The organism is Flavobacterium paronense, from assembly GCF_030409795.1.
Taxonomy (GTDB): domain Bacteria; phylum Bacteroidota; class Bacteroidia; order Flavobacteriales; family Flavobacteriaceae; genus Flavobacterium; species Flavobacterium paronense.
In genome coordinates, this window is record NZ_JAUFQN010000019.1 from 3,144,323 (window position 1) to 3,161,016 (window position 16,694).

Annotated in this window: 12 protein-coding genes; 4 read left to right on the forward strand and 8 right to left on the reverse strand. The window is 35.3% G+C overall.

Annotated elements, in window-relative coordinates; translation table 11 throughout:
- Positions 1-60: 60 nt before the first annotated feature.
- Complete coding sequence (locus tag QWY90_RS14935; RefSeq protein WP_290286873.1) at positions 61-3,522, reverse strand: reprolysin-like metallopeptidase; 3,462 nt, start codon at positions 3,520-3,522, stop codon at positions 61-63.
- Between the two features lie 214 nt (positions 3,523-3,736).
- Between QWY90_RS14935 and QWY90_RS14940 the strand changes: the two genes are divergently transcribed.
- Positions 3,737-4,852 (forward strand): NAD(P)/FAD-dependent oxidoreductase, encoded by a 1,116-nt coding sequence (locus QWY90_RS14940; protein ID WP_290286874.1) that lies wholly within the window; start codon positions 3,737-3,739, stop codon positions 4,850-4,852.
- A gap of 3 nt (positions 4,853-4,855) precedes the next feature.
- The gene (mtgA, locus tag QWY90_RS14945; protein WP_290286875.1) at positions 4,856-5,536 is read left to right on the forward strand and encodes a monofunctional biosynthetic peptidoglycan transglycosylase; all 681 of its coding nucleotides are present in this window, start codon (positions 4,856-4,858) and stop codon (positions 5,534-5,536) included.
- 37 nt (positions 5,537-5,573) lie between these two features.
- Here the strand turns inward: mtgA and QWY90_RS14950 are convergent, their stop codons facing one another.
- The 6 genes from QWY90_RS14950 to QWY90_RS14975 form a co-directional block, all read right to left on the reverse strand.
- A complete protein-coding gene (locus QWY90_RS14950; RefSeq protein WP_290286876.1) occupies positions 5,574-7,781 on the reverse strand; it encodes a TonB-dependent receptor in 2,208 nt (735 codons plus the stop codon).
- Positions 7,782-7,840: 59 nt separating this feature from the next.
- The gene (locus QWY90_RS14955; RefSeq protein WP_290286877.1) at positions 7,841-8,194 is read right to left on the reverse strand and encodes a hypothetical protein; all 354 of its coding nucleotides are present in this window, start codon (positions 8,192-8,194) and stop codon (positions 7,841-7,843) included.
- 110 nt (positions 8,195-8,304) lie between these two features.
- Positions 8,305-9,294, reverse strand: a complete 990-nt coding sequence (locus tag QWY90_RS14960) for an aspartate-semialdehyde dehydrogenase (protein ID WP_290286878.1) — start codon at positions 9,292-9,294, stop codon at positions 8,305-8,307.
- A gap of 270 nt (positions 9,295-9,564) precedes the next feature.
- Positions 9,565-9,981, reverse strand: coding sequence for a large conductance mechanosensitive channel protein MscL (gene mscL, locus QWY90_RS14965; protein WP_290286880.1), 417 nt, complete (start codon positions 9,979-9,981; stop codon positions 9,565-9,567).
- A gap of 73 nt (positions 9,982-10,054) precedes the next feature.
- Positions 10,055-12,499 carry a bifunctional UDP-N-acetylmuramoyl-tripeptide:D-alanyl-D-alanine ligase/alanine racemase gene (locus tag QWY90_RS14970; RefSeq protein WP_290286882.1) on the reverse strand — a complete coding sequence of 815 codons (2,445 nt, stop codon included), beginning with the start codon at positions 12,497-12,499 and terminating at the stop codon, positions 10,055-10,057.
- Between the two features lie 9 nt (positions 12,500-12,508).
- A complete protein-coding gene (locus tag QWY90_RS14975; protein WP_290286883.1) occupies positions 12,509-13,132 on the reverse strand; it encodes a thymidine kinase in 624 nt (207 codons plus the stop codon).
- A 188-nt stretch (positions 13,133-13,320) separates the two neighbouring features.
- Between QWY90_RS14975 and QWY90_RS14980 the strand changes: the two genes are divergently transcribed.
- Positions 13,321-14,238, forward strand: coding sequence for a DUF8457 domain-containing protein (locus tag QWY90_RS14980; protein ID WP_290286884.1), 918 nt, complete (start codon positions 13,321-13,323; stop codon positions 14,236-14,238).
- Positions 14,239-14,949, forward strand: a complete 711-nt coding sequence (gene rsmI, locus QWY90_RS14985) for a 16S rRNA (cytidine(1402)-2'-O)-methyltransferase (protein WP_290286885.1) — start codon at positions 14,239-14,241, stop codon at positions 14,947-14,949.
- A 36-nt stretch (positions 14,950-14,985) separates the two neighbouring features.
- Here the strand turns inward: rsmI and ade are convergent, their stop codons facing one another.
- The gene (gene ade / locus QWY90_RS14990; protein WP_290286886.1) at positions 14,986-16,608 is read right to left on the reverse strand and encodes an adenine deaminase; all 1,623 of its coding nucleotides are present in this window, start codon (positions 16,606-16,608) and stop codon (positions 14,986-14,988) included.
- Between the last annotated feature and the right edge of the window lie 86 nt (positions 16,609-16,694).

Consider the following 16,694-nt stretch of genomic DNA (forward strand, 5'->3'; position numbering starts at 1 on the left):
AAAATTAATTCAAAAAAAAAGCCACACTTTTCAGTATGGCTTTGTCTTTTTTATAAAAAATTATTCTTTGATAAAACGTTTTGTTGAAGTTGAAGTTCCGTTTGAAACTTCAATTAAGAATGTTCCTGCTTTTAAAGAACCAACATAGATACTTTCGTTTTCAATTTTACCATTTCCTAATTCTTGTCCCATCATGTTATAGATTCTATAAGTCGATGTAGATTCAAGATTTGAAATGTTTAGAATATCACCTTTTACAGGATTTGGATACAAGTTGAAAGAAACTCTTGTATTAGCATCGTTAATTCTTGCTGTAGCAGTAATATTAACAGTATAATCTTCTACTTGACCATAAGTAAATGACTGACAAGAAGAAGTTGGAGTAGCATTGTAATTCATTTGCACTCTCATTCTTGTTGCTCCTAAAGTAGCAGTAGCTGGAATTGTAAACGTACCAGTTACTGGTGTCGTTGTTGAAGCTGCTTTTGTCCATACTTTTTCTCCTGCATCTGTGAAAACACCATTTCCGTTGTAATCAATCCAAACAGCATAACCTTCTTTGTAAACAGTACTTGTCCAAGCTGGTGTAATTGTAATAGTGTATGCAGTTCCTCTAACAGCATTTGTTGAAAGTGCTGTAAAATTTTCATATCCAGCAGTTCCTGTTGAAGTGTTGCTAATGGTTCCGAAAACTACTTTTCCAATTCTCTCATCAGTAGTAATACTTGATGTAGAGGCACAATATGTTACTGTGTTAACTAATGTTGTAACACTTACTGTATTACTATCTAAAGAAGCATTTCCAGCAGCATCTTTAGCTTTAACTGTGAAAGTATATGCAGTAGAAGCAGTTAAACCAGTTACGGCATATGTAGTTGCTGTAGTTGAAGCTAAGAAAACCCCACCTTTATAAACATCATATCCTGTTACTGCCACGTTATCTGTAGCACCTGTCCAAGATAAATTAGTAGTCGTTGCAGTAGTTCCAGAAGCTGATAATGTTGGAGCGGTTGGTGCTGTTGTATCAGGAGTTAGAGTTGTTACTGTAACAGTATTACTTGCTAAAGAAATATTATTAGCGGCATCTTTAGCTTGAACATAAAATGCATAAGCTGTAGAAGATGATAAACCTGTAACCGTTAGTGTAGTTGATGAAGTAGAAGTTTTTAAAACTCCATCTTGGTATACATCATATCCAGTTACAGCTACGTTATCAGTAGAACCAACCCAAGATAATACGGTAGATGTTAATGTAGTTCCTGAAGCTGATAACGTTGGCGCAGTTGGTGCAGTTGTATCAGGAGCAGGAGATAATGTTGTTACACTAACTGCATTACTAGTAATAGAAGCGTTTCCAGCGGCATCTTTAGCTTTAACAGTGAAAACATAAGTAGTTGTATTTACTAAACCAGAAACAGTATAAGTTGTTGAAGCAGTTGAGCCTAATAAAACCCCATCTTTATAAATATCATAACTAGTAACTGCTACGTTATCAGTAGCACCAGACCAAGATAAATTTGTTGTGGTTTGAGTAGTTCCAGAAGCCGATAAAGTTGGTGCAGTTGGCGCAACAGTATCCGTTGAACCTGCAGTAATAGTAAAGTTAGTATTAGAAACATCAAAGAAAATATGATTTGTCCCTTTTACCATAATTCTATTGGTTGTTCCAGGAGTATTTGGAATAGTAACAGCTTCTGTTCCGTCATTTGGCGTAGCTGATAATAAAGTAGACCAAGTTGCGCCAGCATCAGTAGACAAAAGGACATCCACATTAGCACAGTTTACTCCGTTTGCAGTTGTACCCGCTACAGCCCAAGTTACCGTTTGAGAACTTCCGCCTACATAAGACACAGCAGTATTTGGAGAACTTACAGTAAATGGTCCGGCAGTTGCATTTACAGTAACAATCATATCGTCACTATTATTTGCTGGTCCGCCAGCTCTATTGTCACGAACAGTTACTCTAAAATTCATTGTTCTGGCTACAGATGATAAAGCTTCAACAGTAAGTTCTGTTCCAGCAGTTGTAGTTGCACCAGTTAAAACAGAAGCCATTCTTGGGAAATATCTTGTTGGAGAAGCAGTTGAATTATAAGATCTGAAATTTACTCCAGTAGTTTTAGTAGCACTTGGCGCTGCTGATGTAGTTTGATTATCCATTTCTTCCCAGTTATAGGTAAGCGCATCACCATTGGCGTCTGTACCTGCACCTGTTAACATAAAAGGAGTACTTTTCGGAATCGTATAATCCAATCCAGCACTAGCCGTTGGAATAGCATTTCCTGTTGCAATATTTACAGAGCAAGTTTTAGCCTTGATATTATTGGTTACTTGTTGGATACTTACAGCATGGAAAAAGGCATCAGAATGGGGTTGAACATCAAGTGCTGTAATTCCAGCATAACCCATGATAGTTGAACCTGAACCTGGCTCCATTTGAACGCCTGATCCTTCATTACTATGTGTAAAAGTATGGTTTGCACCCATTTGGTGTCCAATTTCATGAGCAACATAATCAATATCAAAATTATCTCCAGACGGAATTCCGTCAGCCGGAGAAGTGATACCACTTCCTTTAGAACCGTTTGTGCATATACATCCAATACAACCTGCGTTTCCACCACCACCAGTGGCGCCAAATAAATGACCTAAATCATAATTAGCTTCTCCAATTACAGATGTTAATGTTGATTGTAGTTGTGCATTCCATTGTGACATACTTGCAGCAGCTGAATAAGGGTCAGTTGATGCACTAGTGTAAATTACTAAGTCTGTATTTGCAATAATAATAAAACGGGCACCAAAATCTTTTTCGAAAACACCATTACATCTGGTAATCGAGTTATTGATAGCAGCCAAAGCCAACGCTTTTGTACCACCAAAATAAGCAGTATATTCTCCCGTACATGACATAGCCAAACGGAAAGTTCTCAAAACGGCGTCGTCAGCATTTGGTCTTAAAGTGCTTCCGGCAGTTTGCGCAGCGGCAGCATCAATAACACTACATTCAAAACGAGTAAGCGATTGCGCCTTGTCTGATTTTCTGTAAACAGTGTAAGTTTCTAAATCAGCAGAAATAGGTTCGATAAAAACGGCAGATTTATCAGCAGCAAGCACCATAGATTTAAAACCTAAAGGGGATACGCTGAAATAAGCTGTTGCTGTAGGATTATCAATTCCAATTCCGATGTATGATTTAATTTCTGGATATTTTGCTGCTAAAGCAGGATCCATTGTTGAATTTTCGTAAACACTATATTTTTCTAAAACGCCTTCTGCATTTGGAATAGACAGTATGGCATTAGATTTTGAGGTTGCCATTCTTTCAGGCACATTACTTAAACTTGATTTTAAACTTAAAAGATTTAAGTTAAAAAGGTTTCTTTCCGGAAGTTGCATTCTGGCTTCCAAAGGAACCATGTTGCTTTTTTTTGTGGTGGCACTCCACATTGAACTTTTGTTTTGAGCAAAAGACACACTCGAAGCTACCACTAAGGCAACAATAAGTAGTTTACATTTCATAATTTAATAGTTTGGTTAAAATAGTGCACCAAAAATAAAATTATTTTTATCATATTACTTACTTATTTACTAAAATCAGTATCAAATTGATAAACATCACTGTTTTCTGTTGAAATATTATTAAAAACTAAATACAATTCGTATAAAAAAATAAATTTTTAAAATTTTACTTTAAGTTTTATCTGAAAAAAGTATTTTTAAAGAAAAATAACAAATGAATTTTAGCTATTGGGAACTCAAAAATTGGTTTACAGCTATTGATTTTACAATTGTTGGTAGTGGGATTGTCGGTCTACATTGTGCTTTAGCTTTGCGTGAAAAATTCCCAGAAAGTAAAATACTGATTTTAGAAAAGGGGATTTTACCTCAAGGAGCCAGTACAAAAAATGCCGGTTTTGCATGCTTTGGAAGTCTTTCAGAAATCATAGATGATTTAAAATCGCATAGTGAAGAAGCAGTTTTTCAATTGATTCAAAAACGGTGGAAAGGGTTGCAATTGTTGCGTAAAAACCTAGGCGATGAAACAATAGATTTTAAACCTTACGGAGGATATGAATTGTTTCTCAAAGATGAAGAAAGTACATACACAGAATGTTTGCAAAAACTCTCTTTTATCAATGACTTATTAAAACCACTTCTTAGGAATGATGTTTTTGCTAAAGAAGTTGACCGTTTTGCTTTTCAAGGCATACAAGAACATGTTATTTTTAATCCGTTTGAAGCACAAATTGATACAGGGAAAATGATGAATGCCTTATTGAAAAAAGCAATTGCAAACAATATTTTAATTTTAAATCAAGTTGAAGTCAAGTCTTTTCAAGAAAAAACGAATAGTGTTGAAGTTACTTTAGACGAATTTAGTTTCCCTACCAAAAAGTTACTATTTGCAACGAATGGTTTTGCATCGGAACTGACAAACAATAAAGTAAAACCAGCAAGAGCTCAGGTTTTAATAACAGAGCCGATTCCAAATTTGGATATTAAAGGAACGTTTCACTTAGATAAAGGCTATTATTATTTTAGAAATATTGACAACAGAATTTTACTTGGTGGAGGAAGAAATTTAGCTTTTGAAGAAGAAACCACAACCGAACTTGGCCAAACAGAATTAATTCAAAATCGCTTGGAGAGATTATTAAAAGAAGTAATTTTACCAAACACTGATTATAAGATTGAACATCGTTGGAGTGGTATTATGGGATTAGGGGCGACAAAAAACCCAATCGTTGAGCAATTGTCTGAACATGTTTATTGTGGTGTAAGATTAGGCGGAATGGGAGTTGCAATTGGAAGTTTGATAGGACAAGAATTAGCAGATTTAGTAATATAAAATATGATAAGAAAAATTTCACGTTGGATATGGAAAGCTATGCTTTGGTTTTTTGGACTTTCCATTTTATCTGTAATTATATTTAAATGGGTTCCAATTCCGTTTACACCTTTGATGATTACAAGAATAATTGAATTTAAATTAGATGGGAATGATGCGATTTACAGCCATAAATGGGTTCCGTTAGAAGCCATTTCTCCAAATCTTCCCAAAGCAGTTATCGCTAGCGAAGATGGGAATTTTTTAAAGCATAGCGGTTTTGATTTTAAAGCGATGCAGAAAGCCTTTAAAAACAATAACAAAGGAAGAAGGTTAAAAGGAGGAAGCACGATTTCACAGCAAACAGCCAAAAATGTTTTCCTTTGGCAAGGCAGAAGTTATATCCGCAAAGGACTCGAAGCTTATTTTACGGTTCTAATTGAACTGATTTGGGGCAAAGAACGTATTATGGAAGTTTACCTAAATAGCATAGAAATGGGCAATGGGGTTTATGGCGCTCAAGAAGCAGCAAGGATTTGGTACAGAAAAGAAGCAATAAATTTGAATCCAAGAGAATCAGCCGGAATTGCAGCAATTTTACCTAACCCCAGAAAGTACAAAGCATCAAATTCTTCTTCTTATATTGAAAAGAGAAAGGATAAAATCATGAGAGTGATGCGACATATTGGAAAAATTGAGTATTAAAAAACGTCCCAAGTTAATGGGACGTTTTTTAATTTACCTAAATAATAAAATTGACACCTAAAATAATATTCCTTCCAATATTCGGAATTCCATCCGTTTTTAATCGGGACAAATGCGAAATGTAAGTCTTGTCAAATACATTGTTTGCATTTAAATTGAAGTTAAAAATAGCTTTACTAATAATAATCTTTCCTCCTAAACCTAAATTTAGTAAGGTATAATCATTAGTTCTGGTTTCAAATTCATTGTTGTTATTTTGCGCAAAAGTGCTTTCAATATTTAAAGTAGCAAAACCTTCTTTAAACCAATTTTTCAATTCAAATTCTCCTTTAAAAGTATTGTTCCATTTGTTGGCGGGAATTAAAGGCAAATTGCTTCCCTCATCTTTTTTTCCGATTACAGTTTCAAAACTACTGGTGAAGTGCAACCAATCTAGAGGATGCGGATGAAAATGAATTCCGGCTTCACCACCATATAATTTGGCATTTGCCTGCACATAATCGTAAACATTGTTTCCAGCAATTACATTTCCATTTGGAGAAATAAATATGTAATTATTGATGTGATTGTAAAATCCGTTGGCAAAGATTTCAAAATGAGAACTTTTATATTCCAGATTTAAATCGGTTTGTAAATTTTGTTCGTTTAATAAATTAGCGTTACCAATTTCATAACGATTGCTGCCTTCATGAACTCCATTCGAAGTTAATTCGGCTAAATTCGGAGCACGAAAACCAGAAGCAATGTTTAGCCGAAGGGTAAAATCATCAGCCAAATTGGTTTTGAAACCTAGTGACGCATTGAAGCTGTCAAAACTTTTATCAATCGCTTCAAAGTAACCTTCATTTCCTATGATTCCGTGGGTTTCGCTGCTTACTTGTCTATTGTCAAAACGAAGTCCGGCTTGTAAAACATTCTTTCCAAATTCGTAGTTCGCCGTACCAAAAACGCCAAAATCATTCGTCGCCGCATCCGGAATCAATAATTCTTCTCCCGAATTTTTATTGGTTTGATGCATTCCCTGAAGTCCAACAATGGTTTCTACTTTTCCCAATTTTGGTAAATAATATTTCAAATCATAATTCAGCGTTCGCAGTTTCATGTGCAAAGAAGCCACATTGCTATCTGTAAACTCGCTTCGATCATTAAAAATATAACCCAAATCGGCATCAAGTTTTGAGTTCTTGAAATAGAAATTATTGTGCAAACTCAAAATATGATTGTCAACCGCTTGTTTAGGATAAATAGTAGAATGACTAGTTGATTGTTCACCTATTCCTTCTTCTGGGATTCCCAAATCCAGCTTATTGAAATTATATCTAAGCACACTTGAAAACTTCGAATTGCTGTAACCAATTCCAGCTTTCAAATCACTTTCGTTATAACGCGTATTTGTTATTCTGTTACCATCGGGAATTTGATAATCGGCATGCGTATTGAAACTTCCTCGTGCTAAAAATTTCCAGTTTTCGGTGGATGTTTTTATGCCTAAAGAAGTATTGCTTCCCAAAGTATTTGAAAACACACGTTGACTAAAATCTGCTTTAAATTCTTTTGAATTAGCAAATTTTTCAGGATTAAAATACAAAACGCCACCCAATGCGTCAGAACCATAAAGTAATGAAGCTGGACCTTTGATGACTTCCATACTTTCAACTCCGGCATCATTCAAACCCAAACCGTGTTCTTCGCCAAATTGTTGATTTTCCAATCTAACGCCTTGTGAATATACCAAAACCCGATTACCACTTAATCCCCGAATTACCGGCTTTCCAATCGAAGTTCCAGTAGAAACTTGAGAAACTCCTGGGATTTTTGCCAAACCTTCAATGAGTGTTGTGGCTCCTTTTTGTTGTAATGATTTTACGCTTTCGTGTTCCACTTTCATCACGTTTTGCGATTGTAATTTGTTGAATGCTGTTGAAACAATGACTTCATCCATGTGGATTATATTGTCTTCCAAAGCTATATTTTGAGTGATTTCTTTTCCTAAAAAAGAAATAGAAAGTGTTTGTGTACTATAACCAACAGCCGAAAATAAAATTTTAAAAGTGCCGTTTGGCAAATTGACTAAAGTGTACTTCCCATCAGTATCAGAAATAGTTTCTTTATGAATTTCAGGCAAGGAAACAATGACGTTGGACAACGGTTTATTTTCTTTATCGGAAGTAATTCCTGAAATTTTGTTTTGTGCTGAGCCAACTAAAGAGAACCCTAATAATAAGGTTACATAAAATAGTTTCATGTTTTAGATTTTTAATTATTGTAAATGATTTTTGTGCCAAATAATTTTGGCTAAACCGATTAAACAATAACAGTCGGCGGAGCCCGAAGTCCAAATAACGCTCCTCTAAAAAATTGAGTGATTTCTTTGGAATAACAAAAAGTATAGGAAGAAAGAACTTCTGTTTTTTTGAAATCAAAAGAGTAAAAATGCGTTGGAGTATAATTACTTAATGCAAATTCGCAAACAAAACAATGGTCAAATTCGTGATGTTGATGATTGATTTCAGTTTTGTTAATAGCGTATTTGTGATGGCAATGTTTTTCAGCAATAAATTTTTCTAAGTGATGAAATGAATGCAAGGATTGCAACAAAATGGCTCCCATTACCATGAAAGTAAAAGATAGGCTTAGTATGGAAATTTTGTTTTTCATCGGCTACAAATGTAAGTTATCACCAAAGAAAAACCGTTTGATTTTAACAAATTTTATGATTTGCAAAATCAAACGGTTACCTATATCTGTCATTTCCACGAAATTGGGAACTACACTAATTTATGCGCCACTAAATATTCAGCAATTTGTATCGTATTGGTAGCAGCACCTTTTCTCAAATTGTCAGACACAATCCACATGTTTAATGAGTTTGCCTGGCTTTCATCACGACGTATTCTACCCACAAAAACATCATCTTTTCCTTGTGCATACAATGGCATTGGATAGGTGTAAGTATCATTATTGTCTTGAACGGTAACACCATCAGTATGATGCAAAATGTTGCGTACTTCATTCACATCAAAATCATTCGAAAATTCTACATTCACAGCTTCACTATGACCACCTACTACAGGAATTCTGATAGCTGTTGCTGTAACTGCAATTGATTTATCTCCGATTATTTTTTGGGTTTCGCGCACCAATTTCATTTCTTCTTTGGTGTATCCGTTATCCTCAAAACTGTCGCATTGTGGAATAGCATTTCGGTGAATTTGGTATTTGTACGCCATTTCACCTTGTATCCCTGCGTATTCATTTTCTAATTGTCTTACAGCTTTTACACCAGTGCCGGTGATAGATTGGTAAGTAGAAACTACAACACGTTTGATATTATATTTTTTATGCAATGGTGCTAAAACCATAACCATTTGAATAGTTGAACAGTTTGGGTTAGCAATGATTTTATCATCTTTAGTTAATTCAGAAGCGTTGATTTCTGGAACCACTAGTTTTTTTGTTGGATCCATTCTCCATGCTGACGAATTATCTATTACGGTTGTTCCGGCTGCAGCAAATTTTGGTGCCCAAGCTAAAGAAGTTTCTCCGCCAGCAGAAAACAAAGCAATATCCGCTTTCATATCAACGGCACTTTGTAAACCAACTACTTTGTATTTTTTCCCTTTGAATTCAATTTCTTTTCCAACAGATTTTTCAGAAGCAACAGGAATCAATTCGGTTACCGGAAAATTCCTTTCGGCTAAAACTTTAAGCATTACTTCACCAACCATTCCGGTTGCGCCAACAACAGCAACTTTCATATTTTTATTTTTATCGATTTATAAATTTTGAAGTACAAAAGTATGTAGAAAATAGAAAAAAGATGAAAGAAGAAAGAAAAAAGATGAGAGAAAGCAGAAAGTAATATCCTGAAAACTAGGAAACGTGAATTCTAGCCCCGATTGCAGCAACTACCGCGTAGTGCGGAAAGCGGGTGTGAATGTCCTGAATACGACAAATGGTGTGCTCCTAAAACAGAAAAACCGCCTCAATTAAGAAGCGGTTTAGTTAGAATATATAATGTAGCGGTATTATTTTTTCAACAAATCTCTAATTTGTGTTAGCAATTCTTCTTGAGTTGGTCCGGCTGGAGCAGCAGGTGCAGCTTCCTCTTTCTTTTTAGCTTTTTCAGCCGCTCTTAAAACCACAAAAATGAAGAAAGCAATAATGATGAAATTAATCACAGCCTGAACAAAATTTCCGTACGTCATTACCGAAGCACCTGCTTTTTTGGCAGCTTCTAAGTTTTCGTAACTTTGACCGTTTAATGCAATAAATTTTGTTGTAAAATCAATTCCGCCAGTAATTAAACCAACTAGAGGCATAATAAGATCATCAACAGCAGAACCTACAATTTTTCCGAAAGCACCACCGATTACTACCGCGGTTGCTAAACTTAATACATCGCCTTTCATTAAAGACGCTTTGAAATCGCTAAAAAATCCCATAATTATTTTTGTTTTATTGGTTAATTGAAAACTAAATTAAATAAAATTTTAACAGTTTTAAATAATTTTTTAATTATTCTCTGAAAAATACCCGTTTAACGCGTTGCGAAATGCTGGTAAGAATTTCATAGGGAATCGTATTCAATTGTTTTGCCATAAAGTTCACCGTTGGATTTTCGCCAAAAATGATAACGGTATTTCCTTCCTTACAATCAATACCGGTGACATTTACCATAAGCATGTCCATACAAATGCTGCCAACTATTTTGGCTGGTTTGTTATTAATTAAAACGTAACCAACACCGTGTCCCCAACTTCTGCTAATACCATCAGCGTAACCTATTGGAATTGTAGCAATTTTTGTGGTTTCTGTGGCGATAAATCTTCTGCCATAACCTACACTTTCATCAGCCTCGATTGTTCTGATTTGAGAAATGACCGATTTTAATGTGCCAACTATTTCAAGTTCTTTTTGCTCTTCCGAATCATTCGAAATGCCATACAAACCAATGCCTAAGCGAACCATGTCGAATTGTGCCTCGGGGTAATTTGTAATTCCGGAAGTGTTTAAAATATGGCGGATTGGTTTTATATTGAGTTCGGAAATCAATCTTGAAGACAATTTTTCAAACAAGGCAATTTGTGATTTTGAAAACGCATCGTGATTTAAATCATCACTGGTTGCCATGTGCGACAAAATGCTTTTGATTTGGACCGATTCGTTTCCTTTTAAAATTTGGATTAAATCTTCTAAATTTTCTTCTTGAAAACCTAGGCGGTGCATTCCTGTATCAATTTTGATATGTATTGGGAAATGCTTTAATTTTTTTTGTTCGGCAATTTTTAAAAATGCTTTTAATCCTTTTATAGAATAGATTTCGGGTTCTAAATGATGCTGAATTATGGCTGTAAAACTAGTAGATTCAGGATTTAAGACCATAATTGGTACCGTAATTCCGGCATTTTTCAATGCAATTCCTTCATCGGCGAAAGCTACACCAAGGTAATCCACTTTGTGATGTTCCAATAATCTGGCAATTTCAAAGCCACCATTTCCATAGCCAAAAGCTTTTACCATTACCATCATTTTGGTTTTTGGGGCCAACTTCGATTTGAAAAAATTAAGGTTGTGAGTTATGGCATTGAGGTTGATTTCTAAAACAGTTTCATGCGTTTTTTCCTCAAGCATTGATACGATTTCCTCAAAATGAAAATCGCGTGCGCCTTTGATTAAGATAGTTTCGTTTTCAAAATTCAAATTGTCAAAAGCATTAATAAATTCAGTCACATCTTTAAACGTGACACAGTTGATAAACTTATTTTTGAATTGTGATATGGTTTCACCAATGCCAATGACACGCGATATTTTATTAGAAATTATCAGTTGAGAAACCTGAGAATACAACTCGTCATTACTCAAACCGCTTTGAAAAATATCGGAAAGAATTAGTGTTTTCTTTTTGTGTTGCTTTTGATTTTCTAAAAAGTCTAAAGCAATTTTTAGTGATTGAAAATCAGAACTATAACTGTCATCGATTACCGTACAGTTGTAAATTCCGTTTTTCACTTTCAAACGCATTTCTACAGGATACAATTGCGCCATTCGGGTTTGAATCACTTTATGGTTGTATCCAAAATAGAGCATCACCATCATACAATGAATCGCATTTTCAACCGATGCTTGGTCTTGAAACGGAATAGTAATTGGAAAAGTATCTTCTCTATAAGTTACTTGCAATTCGGTTAATTCTCCTATGTTTTTTTTAGTGATAAAAACATCAGCGCTTTTATCATCCGAACACCAACTAAAGAGTTTTATTTTTGGATTAACAAAAGCACAAATAGTTTTATTTTTATTCAAAATCAACACGTTAACCGATATAAAAAGCTTTAATTTTTCTTTAATTTTTTCGGCAACACTTGGAAATCCTTCATCATGAGCCGAACCAATATTAGATAAAATTCCGATTGTTGGTCGAATGATTTTCTGCAGTTTTTCCATTTCGTTTATTGTGGAAATACCAGCTTCAAAAATGCCAAGATTGTGTTTTTCATTGATGCCCAAAACAGAAAGTGGCACACCAACTTGTGAATTATAACTTTTTGGACTCCGAATAATGTTATAATCTGGACTTAAAAGAAAATTTAACCATTCTTTGATGATGGTTTTTCCATTACTTCCAGTGATTCCGATAACGGGAAATTCAAATTGACTTCTATAAAAAGCGGCAAATTTTTGTAAAGCGTCTAAAGTATCTTCAACGACTAAAAAGTTAGCTTTTCCGGCAACATTTTCTGGGATTTTTGAAACAACAAAATGTCGAACGCCTTTCAGAATAAGTTCTTCAATATATATATGACCATCATGATTTGGTCCTGTAATCGCAAAAAATAAAGTGTTTTGATCGTTTTGTAACGAACGACTATCAATAGAAATATAATCGATTACTGCCGTTTCATTTTGCCCAACCCAATTGGCTTTGATGATGGGAATAATATTTCGGATGGTTAGAGTCACGATTTGGGTTTATTTCCCGTCTTTCGACAGATGTTGGGCGTCTTTAACTTCTATGTTTTGGCGCATTGCGTTGAAATAAGCAGCACGACTCAACGGTTCATATTCTTCAGTTTCGCCAAGCATAACCAATTTGTCATTGTCATTTTTTCTAAAACTGTAATGCGCTAAATTTCCTGTTCGTGTACAAACCGCATGCACTTTGGTTACATATTCGGCGGTTGCCATTAAAGCTGGCATTGGACCAAAAGGATTTCCTTTAAAATCCATGTCTAATCCGGCTACAATAACCCGAATTCCTGAGTTTGCTAGGTCGTTACAAACAGCCACAATTTCATCATCAAAAAATTGTGCTTCATCAATACCAACAACATCACAGCCTTGAGCCAAAATTCTGATATTAGCGGCAGCAGGAACAGGCGTTGAACGAATTTCGTTTTTGTTGTGAGAAACTACCATTTCTTCATCATAACGCGTGTCGATAGAAGGTTTAAAAATTTCTACCTTTTGTTTGGCAAATTGCGCTCTTTTTAATCTTCGGATGAGTTCTTCAGTTTTACCCGAAAACATCGAACCGCAGACGACTTCAATCCAACCAAATTGTTCTTTATGATTTACTGTATTTTCGAGAAACATTTTGTATTTTTCTTGCGCTAAAAATGAATAGTTTTTATTACTTTGTCACGGAAACAAATCGACTTAAAATTTTCTTATTTTTACGTCGATTCAAATGTAGAAAAATTTTAATTAAGGTAACTTCTTCCCAACACTAAATAAATGGATAAGAAGAAAATTAACTAAAGCACCAGCAATTTCAAAACAAAATGAAAAAAAGATTAGAATCCGAATTAATCAGCATTGCGCACCGAATTTTAAAGCTAAAAAACAAGTCGGAAGTCGACCAGTTGTATAAAGAAACGCAAAAATTATACGAAACGTTAGCTGTATTAAAGTTTTATCAGGACAATTTTGAATCGGTAAAATCAGATGTAACGCCAGCTGTTTTGGAAGAAAAATTGGAGCAATCTCTTGAAGTTGAAACAATATCTGAACCAGTAGTAGAAGTTAAAGAGGACTCCAGCGATAGCGAACAGGCCAAGCAAATCGTCGAACCAATTGCTGAAATTGTAACCGAAACAGAAGTAATATCTGAACCAGAAGAAGAAATTATTGTTTCAGAAGAACCGGAAGAAGTTTTAGAAGAAGAGGAATCAATAGAAGAAGCACCCGTTATTGAAGAAGCATTATCTTTTCAACCTATTTTTGAATTAGAAGCAGAAGAGGAAGAAGACTCGAGCGATAGTGAACTGGCGGAGCAAATTGAACCTGCAGAAACGGCTTCTGAAGTAAAGCCTGAAGAAAAACTGGAAGATCATATAGGAAAGTATTCAGATCCGGTTTTTGTAAAACCAAATGAAGTTTCCTTATTTGAATCAGACTCGAGTAACAGCGAACTGGAGAAGCAAAGGGAAGAAGAAGCGCCAAAAACAACCTCTATAAATGAATCTCAATCAAAATCAATCGCGATTGGATTGAACGACCGAATTGGTTTTGTGCAACATCTTTTTAACGACAGTAATGAAGATTTTAATCGTGTGATTTCGCAATTGAACACGTTTGACACGTTTGAAGAAGCCAAAAATTTCATTAACGAAATGGTGATTCCTGACTATGATTATTGGGTTGGAGAAGAAGATTATATCGAACGTTTTATGGCAATTGTTGAGAAAAAATTCCAGTAAATGGGCAAACTGTTCATAGTTCCAACACCAATTGGCAATCTTGAGGACATGACTTTCAGAGCGATTAGAGTTTTGAAAGAAGTCGATTTGATTTTGGCAGAAGACACACGAACTAGCGGTAAACTCCTAAAGCATTTCGAAATTTCGACACACATGCACAGTCATCACATGCACAACGAGCACAAAACCATTGCCAATCTGATTACCCGTTTGCAGTCAGGCGAAACTATTGCGTTGATTTCTGATGCGGGAACTCCGGCGATTTCTGATCCTGGATTTTTGCTAACACGTACTTGTGTAGAAAATAATATTGAAGTCGATTGTTTACCCGGTGCTACTGCATTTGTTCCAGCTTTAGTGAACAGCGGTTTGCCCAATGATAAATTTGTCTTCGAAGGATTTTTGCCCGAAAAGAAAGGAAGACAGACCAGATATTTGGCTTTGGCCGAAGAAACCAGAACGATGATTTTTTACGTTTCGCCACATAAATTAGTAAAAACCTTAGCGGAATTTGTACAGTATTTTGGAGCAGACAGAGCCGTTTCTGTTTCAAGAGAATTATCAAAACTACACGAAGAAACCATACGCGGAACAGCGGAAGAAGTACTAAAACATTTCGAAGCCAAACCGCCAAAAGGTGAAATTGTAGCTGTGGTTGGGGGAATGTTAGCAGAAACAAAAAGCAAGAGGCAAGAAGCAAGAGAAGTATAACAAAACATCTTTTTTCTTTGCTCTATCTTATATTTTCTACTCCATTTTCAAATCCACAAACGAGAACGAATTCCCACTAAATAAGCCTTTGTCAGATAATTTCAAATCCGGAATTACCAATAACGCCATAAACGAAAGCGTCATAAACGGAGCTTTCAGATTGCTTCCCAATTGTTTAGACATAGCATCAATTTCCTGATATAATTTTCCGGTTTCCCAACCATCTTTGTCACTCATGATTCCGGCGACCGGAAGTGCTAATGATTTGGTTTCGGCACCATTCACGGCGCAAATTCCACCTTTATTTTCAATTAAGATATTTACTGCTTTGCAAATTTCTTCATCTGAAGTTCCGACAACAACAATATTATGACAATCGTGTGCTACAGAACTTGCAATCGCACCACTTTTCAAGCCAAAGTTTTTGATAAAAGCAACAGCTGGAATAGCATTTTCATAGCGATTGACAACCGCCATTTTCAATATATCGTTTTCAACATCTGAAACTAATTTGCCGTTAGCCAATAAAGTCTTATGGTGAATTTCATTGGTAATTAACTGTCCTTCCAAAGCTTCGATAACTCTAATTTTTGAAGCGGAACTGTTGATTTCGAAATCGGCAACTTCTTTTTTGGAAGTATTGAAATTATTTGGTTTTTTAAAGTCAATATGTTTCACAAATGATTGCCCGTTTTTGGCAACCAATTCGCCATTGATGTAGGTTTGTAATACTTTGAAATCGATTAAATCTTCCACCATAATAAAATCGGCATCATCATTTTTTTGCAATAAACCAACATCCATTTTATAGTGTTTTACCGGATTGACGCAAGCCATTTGTAATATTTTAAAAACATCAAAACCTTTAGCAACGGCACGAGCACAAAGCAAATTAATGTGACCCACAATCAAATCATCAGGATGTTTATCATCGGAACAGAACATCATGTTTGCATAATTCTGTGGAAGCAAATCGATTAAAGCCTCAAAGTTCTTCGCGGCACTTCCTTCTCGGATAAGCACTTTCATACCCAATGATAATTTTTCAGCAGCTTCATCATAAGTAAAACATTCATGGTCGGTAGAAATTCCGGCAGCAATATATTTTTCGATTGGCGCTCCTCGTAATCCTGGCGCATGACCGTCAACAGGTTTATTGAAATGTTTTGCCCAAGCAATCTTTTTTAAAACTTCTTCATCATCAAACAAAACGCCGGGATAATTCATCATTTCCGATAAATAATAAATATCAGGAGAGGCCATTAATTCTTTTATTTGTTCTGAATCAATTACAGCACCAGCCGTTTCAAAAAAAGTTGCCGGAACACAGGAAGGCGCGCCAAAATGAAATTTCAACGGCACTTTTTTGCCGTTTTCAATCATATAATGTACGCCGTCTTTTCCCAACACATTAGCAATTTCATGCGGATCAGAAATCGTTCCGACGGTTCCGTGTAAAACTGCAATCTTCGCAAATTCAGAAGGAACCAACATCGAACTTTCAATATGAATGTGTGCATCTATAAAACCAGGAAGGATATAGGTTTTAACGTTGTGTTCTTTTTCTGTTATTGATTTGATTTTGCCGTTTTCAACAGTAATTTCACCTGAATAAATTCGTTTGTTTTCGATATCGACAATCTGACCTTGAATTTGCATTTTGAATTTCTTTAATAGTTCAAAAGTAACAAATATTATTTTGAGATTTGTTTATAAATTTTGCCCTTAAGATACTAATCATTTTG